The sequence below is a fragment of the Accumulibacter sp. genome, assembly GCF_029255125.1.
Classification (GTDB): Bacteria; Pseudomonadota; Gammaproteobacteria; order Burkholderiales; family Rhodocyclaceae; genus Accumulibacter.
The window spans coordinates 17,860-40,060 of the sequence record NZ_JAPUVR010000002.1; the positions used below are offsets into that span (position 1 = coordinate 17,860).

At 63.2% G+C, this 22,201-nt stretch carries 20 protein-coding genes and 1 tRNA gene; 16 read left to right on the forward strand and 5 right to left on the reverse strand.

Annotated features, from left to right (window positions below; all coding sequences use genetic code 11):
- The first annotated feature begins 44 nt into the window (after positions 1 to 44).
- Positions 45 to 1,124, forward strand: a complete 1,080-nt coding sequence (aroG, locus tag Q1L59_RS00095) for a 3-deoxy-7-phosphoheptulonate synthase AroG (RefSeq protein ID WP_300327264.1) — start codon at positions 45 to 47, stop codon at positions 1,122 to 1,124.
- A gap of 248 nt (positions 1,125 to 1,372) precedes the next feature.
- On the opposite strand, the gene rpmG is transcribed toward aroG, so the two are convergent.
- The 3 genes from rpmG to radC all read right to left on the reverse strand — a co-directional run bounded on the left by rpmG (position 1,373) and on the right by radC (position 2,643).
- Positions 1,373 to 1,528, reverse strand: a complete 156-nt coding sequence (gene rpmG, locus Q1L59_RS00100; protein WP_015767232.1) for a 50S ribosomal protein L33 — start codon at positions 1,526 to 1,528, stop codon at positions 1,373 to 1,375.
- A 14-nt stretch (positions 1,529 to 1,542) separates the two neighbouring features.
- A complete protein-coding gene (gene rpmB / locus Q1L59_RS00105; protein WP_300327265.1) occupies positions 1,543 to 1,776 on the reverse strand; it encodes a 50S ribosomal protein L28 in 234 nt (77 codons plus the stop codon).
- A 189-nt stretch (positions 1,777 to 1,965) separates the two neighbouring features.
- Positions 1,966 to 2,643: a DNA repair protein RadC gene (gene radC, locus Q1L59_RS00110; RefSeq protein ID WP_300327266.1), complete on the reverse strand. Its 678-nt coding sequence runs from the start codon at positions 2,641 to 2,643 to the stop codon at positions 1,966 to 1,968.
- Between the two features lie 145 nt (positions 2,644 to 2,788).
- Here radC and Q1L59_RS00115 point away from each other — a divergent pair, with 145 nt between their 5' ends.
- The 6 genes from Q1L59_RS00115 to ampD all read left to right on the forward strand — a co-directional run bounded on the left by Q1L59_RS00115 (position 2,789) and on the right by ampD (position 7,863).
- A complete protein-coding gene (locus Q1L59_RS00115) occupies positions 2,789 to 3,760 on the forward strand; it encodes a polyprenyl synthetase family protein (protein WP_300327267.1) in 972 nt (323 codons plus the stop codon).
- Positions 3,761 to 3,868: 108 nt separating this feature from the next.
- Positions 3,869 to 3,945 (forward strand) — tRNA-Pro (locus tag Q1L59_RS00120).
- Positions 3,946 to 4,091: 146 nt separating this feature from the next.
- Positions 4,092 to 4,325 carry a PP0621 family protein gene (locus tag Q1L59_RS00125; protein ID WP_300327268.1) on the forward strand — a complete coding sequence of 78 codons (234 nt, stop codon included), beginning with the start codon at positions 4,092 to 4,094 and terminating at the stop codon, positions 4,323 to 4,325.
- Between the two features lie 15 nt (positions 4,326 to 4,340).
- Positions 4,341 to 5,924: an ATP-binding protein gene (locus tag Q1L59_RS00130; RefSeq protein WP_300327269.1), complete on the forward strand. Its 1,584-nt coding sequence runs from the start codon at positions 4,341 to 4,343 to the stop codon at positions 5,922 to 5,924.
- The gene (locus Q1L59_RS00135) at positions 5,915 to 7,288 is read left to right on the forward strand and encodes a sigma-54 dependent transcriptional regulator (protein ID WP_300327270.1); all 1,374 of its coding nucleotides are present in this window, start codon (positions 5,915 to 5,917) and stop codon (positions 7,286 to 7,288) included. Before Q1L59_RS00130 ends, Q1L59_RS00135 begins: the two co-directional genes overlap by 10 nt.
- The gene (gene ampD / locus Q1L59_RS00140) at positions 7,285 to 7,863 is read left to right on the forward strand and encodes a 1,6-anhydro-N-acetylmuramyl-L-alanine amidase AmpD (protein WP_300327271.1); all 579 of its coding nucleotides are present in this window, start codon (positions 7,285 to 7,287) and stop codon (positions 7,861 to 7,863) included. Before Q1L59_RS00135 ends, ampD begins: the two co-directional genes overlap by 4 nt.
- 9 nt (positions 7,864 to 7,872) lie before the next feature.
- Here the strand turns inward: ampD and Q1L59_RS00145 are convergent, their stop codons facing one another.
- Positions 7,873 to 9,033: a pyridoxal phosphate-dependent aminotransferase gene (locus Q1L59_RS00145; RefSeq protein ID WP_300327272.1), complete on the reverse strand. Its 1,161-nt coding sequence runs from the start codon at positions 9,031 to 9,033 to the stop codon at positions 7,873 to 7,875.
- A gap of 106 nt (positions 9,034 to 9,139) precedes the next feature.
- Positions 9,140 to 10,984, reverse strand: a complete 1,845-nt coding sequence (locus Q1L59_RS00150) for a phosphoenolpyruvate carboxykinase (GTP) (RefSeq protein WP_300327273.1) — start codon at positions 10,982 to 10,984, stop codon at positions 9,140 to 9,142.
- A gap of 364 nt (positions 10,985 to 11,348) precedes the next feature.
- Between Q1L59_RS00150 and Q1L59_RS00155 the strand changes: the two genes are divergently transcribed.
- The 9 genes from Q1L59_RS00155 to Q1L59_RS00195 all read left to right on the forward strand — a co-directional run bounded on the left by Q1L59_RS00155 (position 11,349) and on the right by Q1L59_RS00195 (position 22,196).
- The gene (locus tag Q1L59_RS00155; protein WP_300327274.1) at positions 11,349 to 13,649 is read left to right on the forward strand and encodes an NADP-dependent malic enzyme; all 2,301 of its coding nucleotides are present in this window, start codon (positions 11,349 to 11,351) and stop codon (positions 13,647 to 13,649) included.
- 100 nt (positions 13,650 to 13,749) lie between these two features.
- Positions 13,750 to 14,883, forward strand: a complete 1,134-nt coding sequence (locus tag Q1L59_RS00160; protein WP_300327275.1) for a patatin-like phospholipase family protein — start codon at positions 13,750 to 13,752, stop codon at positions 14,881 to 14,883.
- A 124-nt stretch (positions 14,884 to 15,007) separates the two neighbouring features.
- On the forward strand, positions 15,008 to 16,258 hold the full coding sequence (gene pbpG, locus Q1L59_RS00165; RefSeq protein WP_300327276.1) for a D-alanyl-D-alanine endopeptidase: 1,251 nt from the start codon (positions 15,008 to 15,010) through the stop codon (positions 16,256 to 16,258).
- 252 nt (positions 16,259 to 16,510) lie between these two features.
- A complete protein-coding gene (locus tag Q1L59_RS00170) occupies positions 16,511 to 17,524 on the forward strand; it encodes a sulfate ABC transporter substrate-binding protein (protein ID WP_300327277.1) in 1,014 nt (337 codons plus the stop codon).
- Between the two features lie 69 nt (positions 17,525 to 17,593).
- Positions 17,594 to 18,460 (forward strand): sulfate ABC transporter permease subunit CysT, encoded by an 867-nt coding sequence (gene cysT, locus Q1L59_RS00175; protein ID WP_300327278.1) that lies wholly within the window; start codon positions 17,594 to 17,596, stop codon positions 18,458 to 18,460.
- Positions 18,457 to 19,329 (forward strand): sulfate ABC transporter permease subunit CysW, encoded by an 873-nt coding sequence (cysW, locus tag Q1L59_RS00180; protein WP_300327279.1) that lies wholly within the window; start codon positions 18,457 to 18,459, stop codon positions 19,327 to 19,329. The genes cysT and cysW overlap by 4 nt, the downstream gene beginning before the upstream one ends.
- 64 nt (positions 19,330 to 19,393) lie before the next feature.
- Positions 19,394 to 20,464 carry a sulfate ABC transporter ATP-binding protein gene (locus tag Q1L59_RS00185; protein ID WP_300327280.1) on the forward strand — a complete coding sequence of 357 codons (1,071 nt, stop codon included), beginning with the start codon at positions 19,394 to 19,396 and terminating at the stop codon, positions 20,462 to 20,464.
- Positions 20,465 to 20,539: 75 nt separating this feature from the next.
- Positions 20,540 to 21,010 carry a substrate-binding domain-containing protein gene (locus Q1L59_RS00190; protein WP_300327281.1) on the forward strand — a complete coding sequence of 157 codons (471 nt, stop codon included), beginning with the start codon at positions 20,540 to 20,542 and terminating at the stop codon, positions 21,008 to 21,010.
- Positions 20,985 to 22,196, forward strand: a complete 1,212-nt coding sequence (locus tag Q1L59_RS00195; protein WP_300327282.1) for a hypothetical protein — start codon at positions 20,985 to 20,987, stop codon at positions 22,194 to 22,196. Before Q1L59_RS00190 ends, Q1L59_RS00195 begins: the two co-directional genes overlap by 26 nt.
- Positions 22,197 to 22,201: the final 5 nt, after the last annotated feature.

The following is a 22,201-nucleotide window of genomic DNA, read 5'->3' on the forward strand; positions in this document are numbered from 1 at the left end:
CGCGCCCTCGACCCGCAGCCGGCAACCGTGCCAGAGAAGATACGATGAGTCTGCAGAGCAAACCCAACACCGACGATGTGCGCATCCGGGAAATCAAGGAGCTCGTCCCGCCAGCACACGTCTTTCGCGAGTTCCCGGTGGGCGTGCGCGCTGCCCAGACCACCTACAACGCGCGTCAGAGCATTCATCGAATTCTGCACGGTGCGGACAACCGCCTGCTCGTGATCCTTGGCCCCTGCTCGATCCACGATGTCGATTCGGCGCTCGAATACGCCAGACGACTGACCAAGGAAGCGCCCCGCTTCGCCGACGATCTCTTGTTGGTAATGCGCGTCTATTTCGAAAAGCCGCGCACGACGGTCGGCTGGAAGGGCCTGATCAACGACCCGCGGCTGGACAACAGCTTTCGCATCAACGAAGGGCTGCGCCTGGCTCGTGGCTTGCTGCTCGAGATCAACGACCTCGGCCTGCCCTGCGCGACCGAATTCCTCGATACCATCACGCCGCAGTATACGGCCGACCTGATCGCCTGGGGAGCCATCGGCGCACGCACGACCGAATCACAAGTCCATCGCGAACTGGCCTCCGGGCTGTCGTGCCCGGTCGGCTTCAAGAATGGCACCGACGGCAACATCCGCATCGCCATCGACGCCATTCGCGCCGCCCAATCGCCGCACCATTTTCTCTCGGTGACCAAGGCAGGCCATTCGGCAATCGTTTCGACCGCCGGCAACGAGGACTGCCACGTCATCCTGCGTGGTGGCGATCGGCCGAATTGCGACGCAGCCTCGGTCGACGCCGCCTGCCGGCAAATCGCCAGCGCCAACCTGGCCGCACGCCTGATGATCGACTTCTCGCACGCCAACAGCAACAAGCGCTACCAACAGCAGGTGGAGGTGGGGAAGGAGGTGGCCGCACAAATGGCGGCGGGTGACGAGCGAATCATCGGCGTGATGATCGAGTCACACCTGGTCGAGGGCCGTCAGGACTTGATTCCCGGGCAAACACTCGAATTCGGCAAGAGCATCACCGATGCCTGCCTGGGCTGGGACGACTCCGTGATGGTTCTGGAAACGCTGGCGCGCGCCGTGCGTGCGCGCCGCCTGGTCGGCGCAGCGCAATAGGCAGCGGACAACGCACACCACGCGCCTCACACCACGCGAGAGACGGCAACCAAGGCGAACAAAAGCGGAGCCAAGGAAAGGCGCAGCGCCTGCTTCTTCGCAGCCTTACATCGCCGCGGCTAACTGCGTGGTGCCTGTACGGCCAGGAGAACCCCAGGGCCGAGAAGCCCCGCAGCGCGGGCATCCAGGCGGGAGCGCGCTGGCCCGCCACCCGGGCCGTTGCGCTACCACGCCCTCCGCCCCTCCTCCTACCTTAGCTTTATCTCTTTGTAGATGACGTGCTTGCGCGCCTTTGGGTCATACTTCTTGATTTCCATCTTGCCCGGCATCGTCTTCTTGTTCTTGGTCGTCGTGTAGAAATGGCCGGTCCCTGCCGTAGACTCGAGCTTGATCTTGTCGCGCATGCCTGCTCTCCTGATCAGATCTCGCCGCGCGCGCGCAACTCGGCGAGCACGACGTCAATGCCATTCTTGTCAATCGTTCGCAATCCCGCATTCGACACCCGCAGGCGGACCCAGCGGTTCTCGCTCTCAATCCAGAAGCGTCGATACTGCAGATTGGGCAGGAAGCGGCGCTTCGTTCTATTGTTGGCGTGGGAAACATTGTTCCCTACCATCGGGCCTTTGCCCGTCACTTGGCAAACACGCGCCATGATTGTCGCTCCAGTTATCGTTGGGAGTAAAACCCGGCATTTTAGCCGATGGACTTACCCGTTTTCAAGACTTTTGGCGATCACGAACCGGAGGTCCGTACCCCTTGGCGCGACCAGTCGGCCAGCCGGCCACGTTTCTAAACCTGTCGAGCAGGCGAACAGCCCATCGGGAACGCCAACGGCTGGCGCTCAAAGGAGTCCGCGTTCGGCAAAGGAGAGCGGGGTCGCGTGAGCCGCGACGATGAAATGGTCGAGCACCCGTACGTCGACAAGCGCCAACGTCTGCTTGAGTTCGGCCGTCAGCAGTTCGTCGGCGCGCGACTGTTCGGCGACGCCCGACGGGTGGTTGTGCGCCAGCACGACGGCGGCTGCGTTATGCCGCAGCGCGCGCTTGACGACCTCGCGCGGGTAGACGCTGGTCTGTGTCAGCGAGCCACGAAAGAGCTCTTCGGTCGCAATCAGGCGATTCTGTGCGTCCAGCCAGAGCGCCATGAACACCTCGTGCTCCAGGCCGGCCAGATGCAGGCGCAGGTAGTCGCGCACAGCGCCGGGCGTCGCCAGTGTCGCGCTCCGCTTGAGTTCCTCGCCCAGGGCACGCCTAGCCATCTCGAGCACAGCCTGTAGCTGCGCGTACTTGGCCGGTCCCATTCCGGGCACCGCCGAGAACTCCTCCCGGCTGGCAGCGAACAGACGGTTCAGGCTGCCGAAGCGGCTGATCAGTTCGCGTCCAAGATCAACCGCCGTTTTTCCCCGGCTGCCAACACGCAGGAAAATCGCCAGCAGCTCGGCGTCGGACAGCGCCCCTGCCCCCTGCGCCAGCAGGCGTTCGCGTGGTCGTTCGTCTTCCGGCCAGTCAGTAATCGCCATAACGCTTCCTCGCCTCCCCTTGCCCGTGCCAACATTGTAATCCGGCGCGCCGATCTCCAGAGAAAACCACTACCTACGCAGCAAGCTTGACTGTGATTGGAGCGACGCCTAAGATTCCGAGGTTTTTGTCCCCGGGTGCCGTGTCGTGAGAATGGAGCAGTTCTATGGTCTGATCGGACCCGACATGAGTGCGGTCGACGCGGTCATTCGCGAGAGCCTGTACTCCGATGTCGCGCTCGTCCGACAGGTTGCCGAATACATCGTGCAAGGTGGCGGCAAGCGATTGCGCCCTGCCCTCGTCCTGCTCGCGGCAGGGGCGCTCGGCTATGACAAGGGAACGTTTCATCACCAACTGGCTGCCGTCATCGAGTTCATCCACACGGCCACGCTCCTGCACGACGATGTCGTCGACGGCTCGGAATTGCGGCGCGGCCGCGAGACGGCAAACGCTCTGTTCGGCAATGCAGCCAGCGTCCTGGTCGGCGACTTCCTTTATTCGCGCGCCTTTCAAATGATGGTTGCGGTGAACGACATGCGCGTCATGCGGGTGTTGTCGAACGCGACCAACGTCATCGCCGAAGGCGAAGTGCTGCAACTGATGAACTGCCACGACGCCAACCTCGACGAAGCCGCCTACCTGAAGGTCATTCGCTACAAGACGGCAAAGCTGTTCGAGGCGGCGGCCCAGCTCGGTGCGATCATCGGTGGCGGATGCCCACAGGCCGAAGCCGGAATGGCGGCCTACGGCCTGCATCTGGGAACGGCATTCCAGTTGATCGACGACGTTCTCGACTACTCCGGAGCTGAAGACGAGACCGGCAAGCATCTGGGCGACGACCTGGCCGAGGGCAAGCCAACGCTACCGTTGATCTTCGTCCTGCGCAATGGAAGCGAGGCCCAGGCGGCGGCCGTCCGACGCGCGATCGAGAGCGGCGGGCGTGACGATTTTCCGCAGGTTCTGGCCGCCATTCGCGCCAGCGGGGCGCTGGAGTACACGCGACGCCGGGCAGAAACCGAAGCACAACTTGCCAGTGCCGCACTCGCCCCGGTGACCGCTTCTCAATACAAGGATTCCTTGCTAGAATTAGCCCTCTTCGCGGTCGCCAGGAACTACTAGCGATTCGTGTCAAGGACACCGGCGTCGAGTGCGCCCATGTCGAGTGACCCTGTTCTCGGCTGTGGCAGTGTGGTCGGCAATGGTGTCAGGCGTGTTTCTTGTTTCGGTCGGGGCGTAGCTCAGCCTGGTAGAGTACTGCGTTCGGGACGCAGGAGTCGGAGGTTCGAATCCTCTCGCCCCGACCACCATTTCATCGTGCCATCCGGCGCTGCAGGGCAGGTATGCCGCCAAGCTCCGCGTAGACTGTCGGCGCCTGCAGGAAGCTCGATCGGGGCTGTCTGCTCGGGAGCTCCTGTGTTATTCGCTGGTGTCGCGCAGGCATAATCCGACGATGGGCAAATACCTGCTGCTTTTCGCCTTCTTGTGTGTTGTCTGGTGGATTTGGCGGAAGAGTCAAGCGACCAAGCGCGCCCTGCAACGGCGAGCAAGCATCCGAGAGGTCGAGCCGATGGTTGCCTGCGCCCACTGTGGCGTCAACCACCCAATCAGTGAAAGCCTGCGAGCCGACGGTCGATATTATTGCTGCCTGGCTCATCAACGCGAGGCGGAGCCGACCGGGCAGTGATGCGGCGAACTGAAGATGGCGGAGCTTAGCGCCGAGCAGTTTTCGGAGTCGCGCTGGACCTCGCTGCGCTACTTCAATCTCTATCGCTTCGCCGTTTCAGCGATTCTGTTCATCTCAGCGCTGCGTTACCCGTCGGCGTTCACGCTGCTCACACCGGACCAGGGTCTGCAACCTCTGATCCTGGCCGCTGCTTACCTTCTGGCGACCACCCTGGCCGTCGTCCTGGCGTACCGCCACCGGCAACGCTCCAACCTGCAATTGTCCGCCAGCGTCCTCACCGACATCGCCGTGATGACGCTGCTCATCCACATCGGTGGCGGTCTCGGCAGCGGGCTCGGGTCGATGCTGCTGGTCACTCTGGCCGGAGCGGGTCTGGTTGGCGAGGGTCGCCTGGTCCTCTTCTATGCCGCGGTGGCGTCGTTGGCGGTGCTCATCGAGCAGTCGTTTCGGGCGCTGCTCGGCGATTTCGATACGGCAGCCTTCTTCCACGCCGGCGTCTTCAGCGCCGGCTTCTTCGCGATTGCTATCTTGGCTCGCCTGCTGGCCAGCCGGGTGATTGCCAACGAGGAACTCGCCCGCCAGCGCGGGCTGGCGCTGAACAACCAGATGCTGATCAGCCAACGGGTGCTCGAGGAGATGCAGGACGGCGTTCTCGTGCTCAGCCGCGCCGGGCAGATCAAGCAGAGCAATCCGCAGGCCGCCAAGTTGCTCGCGCTCGATCGCAGCGAGCAGCGCCTACTCGTCGAATGCTCGCCCGGCCTGCTCCAGGGCTTCATCGACTGGTGTCGCAACCCGTATGACGAAGCACTGCCAGTCACCGTGCCGGCGACCGGGATGGACATTCAGGCGAGGTTCATCCGAACCGCCAGCACGGAGAGCGACGTGCTGGTCATTCTGGAGGATATGGGCCGCCTGCGCGATCAGGCACAGCAGCTCAAGCTGGCCGCGCTTGGGCGCCTGACGGCGAATATCGCGCACGAGATCCGCAACCCGCTTTCGGCGATTACCCACGCTGGGGAATTGTTGCGTGAGGAAAGACGTGGCGAGATCTACGAACGCTTGCTGCGCATCGTTCTCGACAATGCCCGGCGGCTCGAACGGATCGTGCGCGATGTACTCGATCTGGGGCGACGCGATCGCACCTACCGCGAGTCGATCGTGCTGCGCGATGTGCTGCCGGGTTTTCTGGAGGAATACCTGGAGCAAGAGGCCGCGGCGCCCGAAATCGTTCAGATCAAGATCGCTGGCGAAGGTACGCTCTGTTTCGATCGCTCGCACTTGCATCGGGTTCTCTGGAATCTGCTCGGCAACGCCTTGCGCCATTGCCGACGTCTGCCCGGCAGCGTCTGTCTTGCGGTCAGCGACGGCCCACTCCCCGGAACGGTAGAAATCCACATCAGCGACGACGGCGAGGGGGTCAGCGAAAATCTGCGCGAACAGATCTTTGAGCCATTTTTTACCACCCATCACCGCGGCACTGGCCTGGGGCTGTACATTGCGCGCGAGCTGTGCGAGGCGAATGAGGCGAGGCTCGAGCTGATCGACTGCGGACCTGGGGCAAGTTTTCGCATCACGGGGAGGTCTGTCGGATGTCAATAGGTCGAACTGAGCGCCGGCCGCGCGGCGAACTGGCGCGGGTTCTGGTGGTGGATGATGAAGAGGACATTCGTGAGCTGCTCGACCTGACCGTGGCGCGCATGGGGCTCTCGGCCGACTGCGCAGGGAGCGTCAACGAAGCGAAACGACTCCTCGAACAACAGCGCTACAAGCTGTGCATCACCGACATGCGTCTGCCCGATGGTGACGGCCTGGAAATCGTTCGCCTGATCAGCGAGCGTTATGGCCAAACGCCGGTTGCCGTCCTGACCGCGCATGGTAGCGCGCAGAACGCCGTTGCCGCGCTCAAGGCAGGCGCTTTCGACTACGTCGCCAAGCCGATGGCGCTCGACCAGCTACGCAGCCTGATCAGGTCGGCACTCAGCCTTCCTTCACGCAACTGGGCGGGCGAGGCGTCCCACACTGGCGGCCATGCGGTCGAGCAACTGATCGGCCAGTCAGCCGCTATCGAACACGTACGCCAGATGATCGAGCGGCTGGCGCGCAGCCAGGCGCCGGTATACATTTCCGGCGAATCCGGTACCGGGAAGGAACTCGCCGCACGCCTGATCCACGATCGCAGTGCCCGCCAGACAGGCCCCTTCATTCCGGTCAACTGCGGCGCGATTCCTGAAACCTTGATGGAAAGCGAGTTCTTCGGGTACCGCAAGGGAGCCTTCACCGGCGCCGAGAGCGACCGCGACGGCTTCTTTCAGGCGGCCAAGGCGGGCACGCTGTTCCTCGATGAGGTAGCCGATCTGCCCCTGCCGATGCAGGTCAAACTTCTCCGCGCGATCCAGGAAAAGAGGGTACGCAAGGTCGGGAGTGCGGTCGAAGAGGCGGTGGACGTGCGCATCATTTCGGCCACCCACCGAACGCTGAAGGACTGTGTCGACGCCGGAAGCTTCCGCCAGGACCTCTACTACCGACTGAACGTCATCGAACTTCGCATGCCCCCCTTGCGCGAACGACAGGAAGACATCGCGCCGCTGGTCGATGCGCTACTGCGTCGCATCTGCGCCGGCAAACCCCCGCGCATGGACGTGCGCGCCATGCAGGCGCTGCAGGCCTACAGCTTTGCCGGCAATGTGCGCGAGCTGGAAAACATTCTCGAACGCGCAGTCGCCTTGTGCACCAACGATACCGTACTGGTCGACGATCTCGGACTGGTTTCGGAAATTGCCATCGGGAGCAGCCTCGGGCGAACCAGCGAAACGCTCGACGACTATATCAATCGGCTCGAAAGGCAGGCCATCCTCGACGCCTTGAGCAAGACCAATTTCAATCGCACGGCGGCCGCCCGCCTGCTCGGAGTCAGCTTCCGCTCGCTGCGCTATCGCATCGACCGGCTCGGCATCGAAGAATGAGGCGGCGCGAGCGGCGAGCGGCGATCGACGATGTCGGCTGGCTACGCGGCGCGCAGCAGCTTGCTTCGCCAAACTGTGACCTCCGCCCGCCCGACGCGCGCGTGTCGCTCGTCGTCATCCACGCGATCAGCCTGCCACCGGGGGAGTTTGGTGGCGACGCGATCGAGCGCTTGTTTACCAATCGGCTCGACGCCAACGCCCACCCGTATTACGCAGAAATCAGCCAGTTGCGTGTTTCGGCACACTTCCTGATTCGCCGCACCGGTAGTCTGACCCAGTTCGTCCCCTGCCGGCAGCGCGCCTGGCACGCCGGCGTCTCCACCTGGCAGGGCCATCAGCGCTGCAACGATTTTTCGCTTGGAATCGAACTCGAGGGCTGCGATACCCTGCCCTTCACCGCCACCCAGTACGCCTGCCTGCTTGGCCTCATCGGCACTTTGCGCGAGCATTTCCCAATCGATGCCGTGGTCGGCCACAGCGATATCGCGCCCGGCAGAAAGACCGACCCCGGTCCGCATTTCGACTGGCATGCGCTGGCTGCGCTCGGCCGCCTGCCGGGTATGCTCGCCGGCTAGCAAGCGTCCTCAGCCGACAAACTGCCGGATGCGCTCGATCGCTTCGCGCAAGCGCTCGACGCGTGTGGTATAGGCAAAGCGCAGGTGATGCTGCGGGGCATGCTGTCCGAAATCGCGGCCAGGGGTGACGGCGACGCCGGTTGCTTCCAGAAGCTCGCGCGCCAAGCGATCGCTGTTCTCGGCAAGACTTCGGCAGTCGGCATAAACGTAGAACGCGCCCGCCGGCTTGGCTGCGACGCGGAAACCGAGGTCTTCCAGCGCCGGAACGAGAAAATCGCGCCGGCGCTGGAATTCCTGCCGGCGCGTTTCGAGAATGTCGAGCGTGGCGGGCGCGAACGCGGCGAGCGCTGCATGCTGAGCCGGACTTGACGGGGAAATGAAGAGGTTCTGCGCCAGCTTCTCGATGTCGCGCAGAAAGCGCTCGGGAACGACCAGCCAGCCGAGCCGCCAACCAGTCATGTTGAAGAACTTGGAAAAGCTCTGCACGACGAAAATGTCGTCGCCATACTTCAGCGCGGTCTCGGCGCTGCCTCCGTAAGTCAGTCCGTGATAGATCTCGTCGACGATGAGTTGCCCCTGGCGTTCGCGAACGAAGCCTGCCAGATCGGCGAGTTCATCGCCGCTAAGCATCGTGCCGGTTGGATTGGCCGGTGACGCGAGCAAGGCGCCGGCCGTGCGGGCGCTCCAATATGCGGCCAGCGCCGAGGTGTGCGGCTGGAAGTTGTCTTCCGGGCCAACCGGGATGCCTACCGGAACGCCTTCGAAAGCCCGGACGAAATGACGATTGCACGGGTAACCGGGATCGCTGACCAGCCATTCGCTGCCCGGCTCGGCGAGACAGGCAAGCGCCAGGAGCAGCGCCCCGGAAGCGCCGGCAGTCACCACGATGCGCTCAGCCGGCAAATCGAGATCGTAACGCGTGGCACAGAAAGCGGCAATGGCGCGACGCAGCTCGGGCAGGCCAAGCGCCGGCGTGTAGAAGACGCGGCCGCTGGCAATGTGTGCCTGCGCGGCCGCAATGATCGGTTCGGGTGTCGGGAAGTCGGGTTCGCCGACTTCGAGGTGAATGACATCGCGGCCCTCGGCTTCGAGCGCCTTGGCGCGGGTCAGGAGCTCCATCACATGGAAGGGTGCGATGTCGGCCAGGCGGCTGGCGGGAAAGGTCGGCATGTCGTCGAGCGGGTCTGAAAGTCGGGCGGAAAACCTGGGACAAAGCCGCAGGCTGAAGAAAAAAGGCCGCCCGCAGGCGGCCTTCTCGTTTACCAGATGGTCGTCATCAGGCCGCCTGGAAGCGCTGTTCGAGTTCGTCCCGGATGGCGGAGAGCTTGGCCGGCAGCTTGCCGCCCATCTTGCCGAACCAGTCCTTGACGCCTTCGAGTTCGCTCACCCAGGCCTGCTTGTCGAGGCTGGTGACACCGGCGAATTCATCCTTCGAGAAGTTGGCACCGCTCCAGTCCATGTCCTCATAATTCGGCATCCAGCCGAGCGTGGTTTCACGCGCCGACACCCGACCCTCGCAGCGGTCGATGATCCACTTCAGGACGCGCGCGTTGTCGCCGAAACCAGGCCAGGCAAACTCGCCCTTCTCGTTCATCCGGAACCAGTTGACCATGAAGATGAGCGGGGGTTTGTCGACTGCCTTGCCCATCTTCAGCCAGTGGCTGTAGTAGTCGGCCATGTTGTAGCCGCAGAACGGCAACATGGCGAAGGGGTCGCGCCGGACGACGCCCTGCTGACCAAATGCCGCTGCGGTCGTTTCGGAACCAAGCGTGGCGGCAGCGTAGACGCCGTAATCCCAGTCACGCGTCTGGCAAACCAGCGGCACCGTCGAGGCGCGTCGGCCACCAAAGAGGAAGGCCGAAATCGGCACGCCTTCGGTGCTCTCCCAGTTCTCGTCGATGCACGGGCACTGCGCCGCCGGAGCCGTAAAGCGGGAGTTCGGGTGCGCCGCTTTCGTCCCCTTCTCCTTGGCGATCTCGGGCGTCCAGTCGTTGCCCTGCCAGTCGATGGCGTGCGCCGGAGGCGGACCCATGCCTTCCCACCACACGTCGCCGTCATCGGTCAGCGCGACGTTGGTGAAGATGGTGTTCTCGGACAACGAAGCCATGGCGTTGAAGTTGGTCTTTTCGTTCGTCCCCGGGGCAACGCCGAAGAAGCCGGCTTCCGGGTTGATCGCGTAGAGGCGGGTAACGCCATCCTTGTCCTTGCGCGGCTTGATCCACGCGATGTCGTCACCGATCGTCGTCACTTTCCAGCCGCTCAGGCTGGCCGGCGGAACGAGCATCGCGAAGTTGGTCTTGCCGCAGGCCGACGGAAATGCCGCAGCGACGTAGCGCTTCTCGCCTGCCGGCGACTCGACGCCAAGGATCAGCATGTGTTCGGCCATCCATCCGTCGTCGCGCGCCATGTTCGAGGCAATGCGCAGCGCCAGGCACTTCTTGCCGAGCAGCGCGTTGCCGCCGTAGCCCGAGCCGTAGGACCAGATCTCGCGCGTCTCGGGGTAATGAACGATGTACTTGGTCGTCGGATTGCACGGCCAGCGCGGATCCTTCTGACCAGGCTCCTTCGGCGCACCGATCGTGTGCACACAGGGAACGAAGGCACCGTCGGTACCGAGAACCGGGAACACCGCCTTGCCCATCCGGGTCATGATGCGCATGTTGACGACGACATACGCACTGTCGCTGATCTCGACGCCAATCTGCGCAATCGGCGAACCGATCGGGCCCATCGAGAACGGGATGACATACATCGTGCGCCCCTTCATGCAGCCCTTGAACAGGCCGCCGAGGATTTCGCGCATCTTTTTCGGATCTTCCCAGTTGTTGGTCGGACCGGCATCTTCCTGCTTTTCCGAGCAGATGTACGTGCGGTCTTCGACGCGTGCAACGTCGGAGGGATCCGAGAAGGCGAGGTACGAGTTCTTGCGCTTCTGTGGGTTGAGCCGAATGAAGGTTCCGGCTTCGACGAGTTCGTTGCACAGACGATCGTATTCCTCCTGCGAACCGTCGGCCCAGACCACGCTGGCGGGCTCGGTGAGCGCTGCGATCTGGGCAACCCATTGCTTCAGGCCTTCATGTTTGACGTAATCGGGGGCATTGATGGAAACGGTCTGGTTCATGGTGGTCACTCTCGAGGTAAGTTGAAACGCAGTGTTATCGTAGCGCGGCAGGCGCAATGCCTGGCCGAGAAGGCGGGGAGACGAAGGGGTCGGTCCAGCCCAGTCGGGGGCGACGCGGCGGTCGCGGCTGGCGAGAAACAAGCCCGGTGCAACTGGTTGAAATCAGCATGCTAGGCGGCGGTGCTACAAGGATGACGGAGTTTGTGTAATTATGCCACAGGTTCAGGCTGCGCTGCTCATCGTGCGAGCGCTTCGCGCCGCGTGAACAGGCGACCCGAGCGCGCCACGCAGGCCCGCCGATCATCCAGAACAAGCCCGCAGCAGCCACCGCTGCCGACCAGGTAATCCGTCAGGAGGGTAAGGTATGAGCCAGGAAAAGGAACAGTTGCGCAAGGCAGCGCTTTTCTATCACTGCAACCCGAAACCGGGCAAGCTGTGCGTACAGCCGACCAAGCAGCTCACCAACCAGTACGATCTTTCGATGGCCTACTCGCCCGGAGTGGCTGCCGCATGTGAAGAGATTGTGGCCAGCCCGACGACCGTCAGCGCGCTGACCGCGCGGGCCAATCTGGTCGGCGTGATCACCAACGGAACCGCGGTACTCGGCCTGGGGCCAATCGGACCGCTGGCCGCCAAGCCGGTGATGGAAGGCAAGGCCGTCCTGTTCAAGAAGTTTGCCAACATCGATGTCTTCGATCTGGAGATCGACGAACGCGATCCTGACCGTCTGGTGGAAATCATCGCTTCGCTCGAACCGACCTTCGGCGGCATCAACCTGGAGGACATCAAGGCGCCGGAGTGCTTCCACATCGAACGCAAGCTGCGCGAACGGATGAAGATCCCGGTTTTCCACGACGATCAGCACGGAACAGCCATCGTTGTTGGCGCGGCGGTCCTCAATGGCCTGCACCTGCAGGACAAGGATCTGACCCAGGTCAAGGTGGTCACCTCAGGGGCCGGCGCCGCCGCACTCGCCTGCCTCGATCTACTGGTGATGCTCGGCATTCCGGTCGACAACATCTGGGTGACCGACATCCATGGCCTGGTCTACGTCGGGCGCGTCGAAGAGATGGACGAGATCAAGGCGCGCTACGCCAAGGACACCGAGGCGCGAACGCTCGGCGAAGTGATCGACGGCGCCGACGTATTCCTCGGCCTGTCAGCGGGCGGCGTGCTGAAACAGGAGATGGTCGCCCGGATGGCAGCAAAGCCGCTGATCATGGCGCTCGCCAACCCCAATCCGGAGATCAAGCCGGAGGACGTGCGCGCGGTGCGCAGCGACGCGATCATCGCCACCGGCCGCTCGGATTACCCGAACCAGGTCAACAACGTGCTGTGTTTTCCGTTCATCTTTCGCGGCGCGCTCGACGTGGGCGCCAGCACGATCAGCGAAGCGATGAAACTGGCCGCCGTCAAGGCGATCGCCGAACTGGCGCGGGTCGAACAATCGGAAGTTGCCGCCCGGGCGTACGGCGAGCAGGTCAGCAGCTTCGGGCCGGACTACCTGATCCCGAATCCCTTCGATCCGCGGCTGATCGGCAAGATCGCGCCGGCAGTCGCCGCTGCGGCGATGGCCTCCGGCGTCGCCACACGCCCGCTGAAGGACATCGAGGCGTATCGCGAGAGCCTCGACGAGTTCGTCTACCACTTCGGGCTGATCATGAAACCGGTCTTCTCGCAAGCCAAGCAGGCGCCGCGCCGTGTCGTCTTCGCCGAGGGAACCGACGAGCGCGTGCTGCGCGCAGTGCAGGTCATCGTTGATGAGGGAATCGCGCGGCCGATCCTGATCGGCCACCCGGGTGACATCGCCGGCAAACTCGAGGCGCTGAACCTGCGCGTACGCCCCGGCGCCGATTTCGAGATCGTCCACGCGGACGAAAAGCCGTTCTTCGACGAGCACTTCGACCTCTACTGGCGCGAGTACCGCCGCCTGATGGAGCGTAAGGGCGTGTCGAGCGACTTCGCCCGGCGCGAAGTTCGCCGCCGCGCATCGCTCTTCGGCGCCATGATGGTGCGCATGGGAGACGCCGACGGACTGGTCTGCGGGACCTTTGGTCAGCATGCCGTGCATCGCACCTATGTCGAGAACGTCATCGGCCTGGCGCCCGGGGTCCGGAATCTGTATGCCATGAGCCTGGTCCTGCTACCCGACCGGACGCTGTTCATCGCCGACACCTACATCAACTATGAGCCGTCGGCCGAGCAGTTGGTCGACATGACGCTGCTTGCCGCCGACACGGTGCGCCGTTTCGGCCTCGCTCCACGCGTTGCTCTGCTGTCCCACTCCTCGTTCGGCTCCGAGAACACACCGACCGCCAACCGCATGCGCGAAGCCCTGCGCCTGCTCCGGGAGCGCGCCCCGCGCCTGGAAGTGGAAGGCGAGATGCACGGCGATGCGGCGCTCGACGAGCAGATTCGGCAGCGCGTCTTTCCCGGCGATGCGCGCTTGAAGGGTCACGCCAACCTGCTGATCATGCCGACGCTCGATGCGGCGAATATTTCGTTCAACCTGCTCAAGGTCGCGGCCGGCGATAACGTGACCATCGGACCGATTCTGCTCGGCGCCGCGCAACCGGTACACATCCTGACCTCGACGGCCACCGTACGGCGAATCGTCAACATGACCGCGCTGACCGTCGTGGACAAGCTGATGAGCGAACGCTAAGGATGTTTGCTGCAGCGCCCACCGTTCGCCGCTTGGCCGCCGCCAGCGCGCACCCGCAAGCGCATCGGCCGCTGCCCGGACACGAGTAGGCGCGCGCGCCATGCCAAACGAGCGTACGGCGCTGGTTCTGGGCGGTGGCGGGGCTCGCGCGGCTTACCAGGTTGGCGTCCTGCAGGCCATCCGCGATCTGCTCGGGCCGCGCCATCCGAACCCGTTTCCGATCGTCTGCGGCGCGTCGGCGGGCGCCGTCAATGCGGCGACACTCGCGTGCTACTCGGCCAACTTCAGTGTCGCAGTGGATGCACTGGCTGATGTCTGGCGCAACATGCACGCTGACCAGATCTATCGCGCCGACGCGCTCGGCATCGGCAGTACCGCGCTCAAGTGGCTGGCTGCGCTGCTCCTGGGTTGGGCGCTCAAACGCAGCCCGCGCTCGCTGCTCGACAATCAGCCCCTGCGTCGCCTGCTCGAGGAACGCCTGGATTTCACCCGCATCGCACGCAGCATCGATCGCGGCACACTCTATGCCGCCAGCATTACCGCCTCCGGCTATGTCTCTGGACACAGCGTGAGCTTCTTCCAGGCCCATCCAGAGGTACAGACTTGGCGGCGGGCACAGCGGGCCGGATGTCGAACCGAACTGACGGTCGATCACCTGCTCGCCTCCAGCGCCATTCCGTTCATCTTTCCCGCTGTTCACCTCAACCGCGAGTATTTCGGCGATGGCTCGATGCGCCAACTGGCGCCCGTCTCGCCGGCGATCCACCTCGGCGCAAGGAAGGTTCTGATCATCGGCGTCGCGCAGACGGTCGACTCGCTGCCGCGCCAGAGTTCGCGTCGCTACCCGACGCCAGCGCAGATCATCGGCCATGTGCTTTCTTCGATCTTCCTCGATGGGCTGGCCATCGATGCCGAACGAATCGAGCGTGTCAATCGCACGCTTGCCCTGATCCCGCACGAACGGAACAGCGAGTCGGCGCTCGGGCTACGACCATTGCGCTCGCTGATCATTTCGCCGTCGGAACGGCTGGATTACCTCGCCGCGCGCAATGCGCACGCGCTGCCCTGGCCGGTGCGCACGCTGCTCCACAGCCTGGGCGCGATGAACCGGCGCGGAGGAGCGCTGACCAGCTATCTGCTTTTCGAAAAAGCCTACACCGAGACCCTGATCGCGCTCGGTTACAAGGACGCAATGGACCGTGTAGACGACCTGAAGGCCTTTTTCGACGCGTAAGGAATGCTCCTCAGGTTGAACCTCATAAACGATGGATATCCTGTTATTTCTAATTGGGATCTTGTAGCTCATCCGAGGACTGGTGTAGAATGGAGTAGGATATGAATTGAGCAGGAGGTTAACTATGCGCAGCGTGCTGCGGGCAGCCGTTTTTTTGGCCGTGTTGCTGAGTGCCACGGTGCTCTCGATCGACTTCGCGCAGGCGGCCGGCAAGCCCAAGGGCAAAGCCGAAGCAGCCGCCAAGCAGGCGGCACCAGCCGTAAACAAGGGCAAGGCGCCAGCCTCTCGACAAGCCCGCGCAGCCGAACCTGCCGCCCGCAAGAGTCTGACCAAGGCGGGCAGCACCAAACCCGCGCCCAGTGCCGGCAAGCCCCAGACTACCGCGACCCGAAACGCTGCGCGCCAATTGGCCGCGCCAACATCGCGCACGAGCTCGCGCCACGCGAGCCAGTTGGCAGCAGCGCCGGCGAAAGCGCCCGGTCGCAGCCTGGCGCAAGCCGCGAAGAAGGTGCAGCCGGGGCCAGCCAGCCACCGCCTTGCGCTGGCCGAGCCGAAGAAGAGCGTCCGGCATGCCCTGGCGAGCCCTCCCGATCTCTGGCAGGAGCCGAGCCAGCTTGCCGTCCATTCCGGCTCTGCGCTGGTCGTCGCGCAAGACAGCAGCGAGGCGCTCTACGAAAAGAATTCACAGGCCGTCCTGCCGATCGCGTCGATCACGAAAGTGATGACCGCGATGGTCGTCCTCGACAGCATGCCCAGTCTGCAGGCGCCAATCACGATCACCGAAGAAGATGTTGACTATCTGCGCGGCAGCCGCTCACGCCTGCATGTGGGTACCGTGCTCACACGTGAAACGGCCTTGCTGCTTGCTCTGATGTCGTCGGAAAACCGTGCCGCCAACGCGCTCGGCCGCAACTACCCGGGCGGCCTTGCCGCCTTCGTTGCCGCGATGAATCGCAAGGCTGCCGCACTCGGAATGAGCAGCACGCGCTTTGAGGATCCGACCGGCCTGAGCAGCAACAACGTGTCCACCGCACGCGACTTGGCGCGGATGGTCGCCGCAGCACATCGCTACCCGCTGATTCGCGAATTCTCGACGACGACCGGTGCGCGCGCTGAGGTCAACGGTCGGGAAATCGAGTTTCACAATACCAACCAGTTGGTCAGCAGTCCGACCTGGGAGATCGGTCTGTCGAAAACCGGCTACATCCAGGAAGCTGGAAAGTGTCTGGTGATGCAGGCGCGCGTCGCGGAAAAGCCAGTGGTCATTGTCCTGCTCGACGCGGCCGGCAAGCAGACGCGCATCGGCGATGCGAACAGGATCAAGCGCTGGATGGAGAGCGCTTCGGCCAGCGGGAGGTCACCGACGCGCGTGTGATAGTCACCCCGTGCATCACCCCAAGCCACGCTTTGCCGTGGCTTTTTTTTGCGCACATGGGACGCGTTGCCCGGCGAGCACCGCCAGACACCGCGATAGAAGCGCGCCGCGCTACCCTTCCCGCTCGGCAGCGCCCCTGGGCGCTCTGCGTCTATATACGCTTCAGCTATAAACAAATAGACAAGGATACTTTGCAGTTCTATTCCCATTGGCTATAGTGACGCGCTTCCCGAATCGCTCGAGACTAGACGCATGTGGATAAGATTCGCCAATCGTTTTCGCCGGCTATCGGCCGCGCTGACCTGCGCCTTCCTGGCCCTGACGGCGTCTGCGCAAAGCAACCTGCTCAACGTCTCGTACGACGTTGCGCGCGACTTCTACAAGGACTATAACCCGCTGTTCCAGAAGCACTGGAAGGCCCAGACCGGCGAGACCATCGAGCTCAGGCAGTCGCACGCGGGGTCGAGCAAACAGGTGCGGGCGGTGGCTGACGGGCTTGAAGCCGATGTGGTGACGATGAATCAGGCCTCGGACGTGGACTTTCTTGCCGAAAAGGGTCTGGTTGCCCGCGATTACGCCAAGCGCTTTCCGACCAACGCATCGCCCTACACTTCGACCATGGTCTTCATCGTCCGCCAGGGCAATCCGAAGGCGCTGAAAGACTGGCCGGACGTCGTCAAGCCCGGGGTACAGGTGATTCTTCCGCACCCGAAGAACACCGGCAACGGGCGCTACACGTATTTGGCCGCGTGGGGTTATGCGCTCAAACAGCCGGGCGGCAGCGAGCGGACGGCACAGGACTTCGTTTCCCGGCTGCTCAAGAACGCGCCACTCTTTGCTGCCGGCGGACGCGACGCAACGACGACCTTCATGCAGCGCAAGATCGGCGATGTGCTGATCTCCTTCGAAAGCGAGGCCGAGTTGATCGCCCGTGAGTTCGGCAAAGGTGAGTTCGAGGTCGTCTACCCGTCCTGGTCGATACTCACCGAGTTTCCCGTCGCCATCGTCGACAAGGTCGTCGACAAGAAGGGAACGCGCAAGCAGGCTCAGGCTTACCTCGACTTTCTCTGGTCACCGGCCGGCCAGGAGAACGCCGCACAAAACTACTTGCGACCCCGCGACACAGCCTTGCTCAAGAAGTATGCCCAGCAGTTTCCGCCGATCAGGACCTTCACTGTTGATGATACCTTTGGTGGCTGGGCGCGCGCCTTTCCGACGCATTTCAAGGATGGCGGCACTTTCGACCAGATCTACCAGCTCAAGTAGACCACCTGCCAGCGCGCGCTGCCGCCTGCTCGCTCGCCGGCGGCGCCGATTTCGCGAACGATACCTACGATGCCTTCCACCCGCTCGCACCCCGCACGCGTCCTGCCTGGTTTTTCGCTGTCGCTCGGCTGCGCGCTGGTATACCTGTCGCTCCTCGTTCTATTGCCGCTCTCCGGCCTTGGCTTCAAGGCCAGTCACCTGAGTTTTTACGAGTTCTGGGAGATGGCCACGGGCGAGCGGGCGCTCGCTTCGTACCGAATCACCTTTGGCGCCTCGCTGCTCGCCGCTCTGATCAACGCGGTGTTCGGCCTGATCGTCGCCTGGGTTCTGGTTCGTTACTCGTTTCCTGGCAAGCGGCTGATCGATGCGCTGGTCGATCTGCCTTTTGCGCTACCCACAGCGGTCGCCGGGATCACGCTCGCCACGCTCTATTCGAGCAATGGCTGGATCGGCCGGTACGCCGAGTCGTTCGGCGTCAAGGTTGCCTTCACGCCACTCGGCATCGTCGTGGCGCTGACCTTCATCGGCCTGCCCTTCGTCGTGCGCACACTGCAACCGGTGATCGAGGACATCGAGCCGGAAGTCGAGGAAGCCGCCGCATCGCTTGGCGCATCGCGCTTGCAGACCTTTGTCCGGGTCGTCTTTCCGGGCCTCTTTCCCGCCTTGCTGACCGGCTTCACACTCGCCTTCTCGCGCTCGATTGGTGAGTACGGATCGGTTATCTTCATCGCCGGCAACATGCCCCTGATCTCGGAGATTACCCCGCTGCTGATCATCTCGAAGCTTGAACAGTACGATGTCGTTGGCGCAACCGCGCTCGCCGTCGTCATGCTCCTGATCTCCTTTGCCCTGCTGCTCGCCGTCAATACGCTGCAGTGGTGGGCGGCCAACCGCCATCACGGGAACACCCGCCCGAGCACCGGAGGCAAGCCATGACGACCACCGGAATCCGGCGCGCAAACAGCGAACCCGGCTGGTTGCGCTACCTTCTGCTGACGCTTGCCCTGGGCTTCCTCTTCTTCTTCCTGGCGCTCCCCTTGCTAGCCGTGTTCGTCGAAGCGCTGGCTGCCGGCTGGCCAGCTTATCGCGACGCGCTTTCCGACCCCGAGGCGCGCTCGGCGATCGGCCTGACCCTGCTCGTCGCGCTGTGCGTTTTGCCCGGCAACATCCTCTTTGGTATCGCCGCCGCCTGGGCCATCGCCAAGTTCGATTTCCGTGGCAAGAGCCTCCTGATCACCTTGATCGACCTGCCGTTTGCGGTTTCGCCGGTGGTCGTCGGACTCGTCTTTCTTCTGATCTTTGGTGCTCAGGGCATCTTCGGACCTTGGCTGGCCGCGCACGAGATCAAGATCGTCTTCGCCCTGCCGGCGATCATCATCGTCACGATGTTCATCACCTTTCCTTTCGTCGCACGCGAACTGATCCCGCTGATGCAGGCGCAGGGCAAGGACGAGGAGGAAGCCGCCATATCCCTCGGCGCCAGCGGTTGGCAGATGTTTCGCCGGGTCACCTTGCCCAACATCAAGTGGGGCCTGCTTTACGGCGTAATCCTGGCGAATGCGCGTGCCATGGGTGAATTCGGCGCGGTCTCGGTGGTTTCCGGGCACATCCGAGGTGAAACCAACACCTTGCCTTTGCACGTGGAGATTCTCTACAACGAATACAACGCAGTCGGTGCCTTCGCGGCCGCGTCGGTGCTCGCCCTGCTGGCGCTCGTCACGCTTGCCGCGAAGAGCATCGTCGAGTGGCGGATTCGCCGTGAGACACAGATGCTGGCCACCAGCCTGACTCCCGAGCGACCATGAAGGCAAGTGCCGAGACCAGCGTGGCCGCCGCCAGGCACGAGGCTATCTATCCATATGGGAAGCCATGAGCATTGAAATACGTTCGCTCGGAAAGCGCTTCGGCAACTTCGTAGCGCTCCAGGACATCAACCTCGACATTCCAGGTGGCGAGCTCGTCGCCCTGCTCGGTCCCTCGGGTTGCGGCAAGACGACACTGCTACGCATCATCGCCGGAATGGAGTCGGCCGATACAGGCCAGGTTCTGTTTGCCGGTGAGGAGGCAACCCACCTGCACGCGCGCGAACGCAACGTGGGATTCGTCTTCCAGCACTATGCGCTTTTCCGCCACATGTCGGTCTTCGAGAACGTCGCCTTCGGCCTGCGCGTCAAGGCACGCAAGCTGCGCCCGGTGGAAAGCGAAATCCGCCGGCGGGTCGATGCACTGCTCAAGCTGGTCCAGCTCGACTGGCTCGCCGACCGCTACCCCTCGCAGCTCTCGGGCGGACAACGACAGCGAATCGCCCTTGCCCGCGCCCTCGCCGTCGAGCCGAAAGTCCTCCTGCTCGACGAGCCGTTCGGCGCACTCGATACCAAGGTGCGCAAGGAATTGCGCCGCTGGCTGCGCCGGCTGCACGATGAAATGCACATTTCCAGCGTCTTCGTCACGCATGACCAGGAGGAGGCGCTCGAGGTCGCCGACCGGGTGGTCGTCATGAACCACGGGCGTATCGAACAGATCGGCTCGCCCGACGAAGTGTATTCCAACCCCGCATCACCTTTCGTCTACCAATTCCTGGGCAATGTCAATGTCTTCCACAGCCGGCTGCACGGCGCCTGGGCTGATGTCGAACGGAGCGTTCCCGAACGCGCAACGTCGAGCGAGGCAATGGCCTTCGTCCGCCCGCACGACATCGAAATCGAGCATCGGCCGGTCAGCGGAAGCCTGCAGGCAACGGTGCAGGAAGTGCACGCAATCGGCCCGCTCGTACGAGTCGAACTGGCGCATGGCAGCGAGCTCATCGAGGTCGAGCTGACGCGCGACCGCGCCGCTGCGCTGACCCTGGCAAAGGGCCAACAGGTCTGGCTGAAACCACGCCAGATTAAGGTCTTTGCGGCACCCTCTGGATCCCTGGAAGAGGGCGGTTCCGGAATCTGAGCGCCACTGCGCGCGGCGCCGCGCCACACGCGAAACCTGCGTCGCCAGGCTCTTTGTCTGGTACGATGCGCCCCGATGGACGAGCGTCTTTCCATTAAATTCGTTAGTTTTCTCGTGCGAGCGGTGGCGCTGTACGCGCTCTCACTCGTCCTCCTGATCGCCAGCGTAAAGGCGCAGACCAGCGAGCCGTCGATGGTCGCCATTGCTTTCCCGGCGACCAGCGAGGAGGCCCTCGCGCGCGCATCGCTGCGCGCCATCTTTGGCATGCTCCTGCAGAAATGGCCAGGGGATACACCGGTCAAGGTTTTTGTCCTCAGGGATGATGCTCCCGACCACGCGACATTCAGCAAGACGGTCCTGCAGGTGTTTCCGCACCAACTGCGCATGGCGTGGGATCGTCAGGTCTTTTCCGGGCAGGGCCAATACCCTGAGCAGGTCGCTTCTGCCCAGGAAATGCTGGTGCGCGTGGCGTCTACCCCAGGAGCAATTGGTTACGTCAAAGCGAGCGAGGTTAACCAGAATGTACGTGTTCTCAAGGTTCGCTAGGCCTGCGCTGCGCATCGCTCTGCTCGTCGCGTCCTTCTTCTCGACGCTGACCGCAGATGCTTTCGACCTGGCCGGGGGCGACCTCAAGGTACACGGCTTCGTTTCGCAAGGTCTGGTGCACACGACCGACAACAATTTTCTTGGCGAGAGCGATGGCCAAGTCAGCCACGACTTCCGCGAAATCGGTGTCAACGCGTCGTGGCGGCTGGTTCCCGACATCCAGCTATCGGCAGAGTTGCTTTCGCACCGCGCCGGGGGAACCGACGACGGCAGCGTGCGCCTCGATTACGGCCTGGTCGACTGGACTGCCTTGTCCAGCGAGCATGGGCGGGCCGGCCTCCGCCTTGGCCGCCTGAAGACCGCGTATGGACTGTATAACAAGACCCGAGATGTGGCTTTTACCCGGCCGAGTATCATCCTTCCGCAGTCGATCTATTTCGAGCGGACGCGCAATCTGACCGTTTCGGCGGACGGCGTCGAACTGTACGCCGAGCGCTACGGCGAGACAGGGAGCCTGACCGCCAGTTTCGCCCTGGGTGAACCGAAGACACAAACGGAAGCGGCCAAAGTAGCGCTGTTTCTCTCGAGTCCGCCGGGCGAGCTCGAAGCCCGACTGGCACCTGACCTGCAGTTGCTCTACGAAGGCGCCGGCAACCGCTACCGCTTGGCGTTCACCGCCTTGCAACTTGATCTCAGCTACCGACCGGGCACGGTAGATCGTTTGCGCGCCGGCCGATTCAAGCTGACGCCGTTGATCTTCTCCGGGCAATACAATGCCGAGCGCTGGAGTCTGACCGGCGAATACGCGATCCGGCGCACGTCGGTGAGCGGTTTCGGACCCTACTTTCCCGATAGCCACGCGGTCGGCCAGAGCTACTATCTGCAGGCGAGCTACCGGTTCGCTCCGCAGTGGGAGGTACTTCTGCGCTACGACGCGTTCTACGCCGACATGCATGACCGGGACGGCAAGGCGTTCGCTGCAGCAACCCGACAACCGGCGTTCTCACGCTTCGCGCGCGACTGGACAACCGGCATCCGCTTCGATGTGACACCGGAGTTCATGCTGCGCGCCGAATATCATCGCGTAAATGGAACCGGTTTTCTCGCCGCGCAGGATAACCCCGACGTGCATACCCTGCGTCGCCGCTGGGACATGGTGATGTTCCTGGCATCGTTTCGCTTTTAGACGCG

Excerpts from the sequence above, each read along its gene's own strand:
- aroG (WP_300327264.1), top strand. The coding sequence starts at position 45 with ATGAGTCTGCAGAGCAAACCCAACACCGACGATGTGCGCATCCGGGAA.
- rpmG (WP_015767232.1), bottom strand. The coding sequence starts at position 1,528 with ATGCGCGACAAGATCAAGCTCGAGTCTACGGCAGGGACCGGCCATTTC.
- rpmB (WP_300327265.1), bottom strand. The coding sequence starts at position 1,776 with ATGGCGCGTGTTTGCCAAGTGACGGGCAAAGGCCCGATGGTAGGGAAC.
- radC (WP_300327266.1), bottom strand. The coding sequence starts at position 2,643 with ATGGCGATTACTGACTGGCCGGAAGACGAACGACCACGCGAACGCCTG.
- Q1L59_RS00125 (WP_300327268.1), top strand. The coding sequence starts at position 4,092 with ATGGGCAAATACCTGCTGCTTTTCGCCTTCTTGTGTGTTGTCTGGTGG.
- Q1L59_RS00130 (WP_300327269.1), top strand. The coding sequence starts at position 4,341 with ATGGCGGAGCTTAGCGCCGAGCAGTTTTCGGAGTCGCGCTGGACCTCG.
- Q1L59_RS00135 (WP_300327270.1), top strand. The coding sequence starts at position 5,915 with ATGTCAATAGGTCGAACTGAGCGCCGGCCGCGCGGCGAACTGGCGCGG.
- ampD (WP_300327271.1), top strand. The coding sequence starts at position 7,285 with ATGAGGCGGCGCGAGCGGCGAGCGGCGATCGACGATGTCGGCTGGCTA.
- Q1L59_RS00145 (WP_300327272.1), bottom strand. The coding sequence starts at position 9,033 with ATGCCGACCTTTCCCGCCAGCCGCCTGGCCGACATCGCACCCTTCCAT.
- Q1L59_RS00150 (WP_300327273.1), bottom strand. The coding sequence starts at position 10,984 with ATGAACCAGACCGTTTCCATCAATGCCCCCGATTACGTCAAACATGAA.
- Q1L59_RS00155 (WP_300327274.1), top strand. The coding sequence starts at position 11,349 with ATGAGCCAGGAAAAGGAACAGTTGCGCAAGGCAGCGCTTTTCTATCAC.
- Q1L59_RS00160 (WP_300327275.1), top strand. The coding sequence starts at position 13,750 with ATGCCAAACGAGCGTACGGCGCTGGTTCTGGGCGGTGGCGGGGCTCGC.
- pbpG (WP_300327276.1), top strand. The coding sequence starts at position 15,008 with ATGCGCAGCGTGCTGCGGGCAGCCGTTTTTTTGGCCGTGTTGCTGAGT.
- Q1L59_RS00170 (WP_300327277.1), top strand. The coding sequence starts at position 16,511 with ATGTGGATAAGATTCGCCAATCGTTTTCGCCGGCTATCGGCCGCGCTG.
- cysT (WP_300327278.1), top strand. The coding sequence starts at position 17,594 with ATGCCTTCCACCCGCTCGCACCCCGCACGCGTCCTGCCTGGTTTTTCG.
- cysW (WP_300327279.1), top strand. The coding sequence starts at position 18,457 with ATGACGACCACCGGAATCCGGCGCGCAAACAGCGAACCCGGCTGGTTG.
- Q1L59_RS00185 (WP_300327280.1), top strand. The coding sequence starts at position 19,394 with ATGAGCATTGAAATACGTTCGCTCGGAAAGCGCTTCGGCAACTTCGTA.
- Q1L59_RS00190 (WP_300327281.1), top strand. The coding sequence starts at position 20,540 with ATGGACGAGCGTCTTTCCATTAAATTCGTTAGTTTTCTCGTGCGAGCG.
- Q1L59_RS00195 (WP_300327282.1), top strand. The coding sequence starts at position 20,985 with ATGTACGTGTTCTCAAGGTTCGCTAGGCCTGCGCTGCGCATCGCTCTG.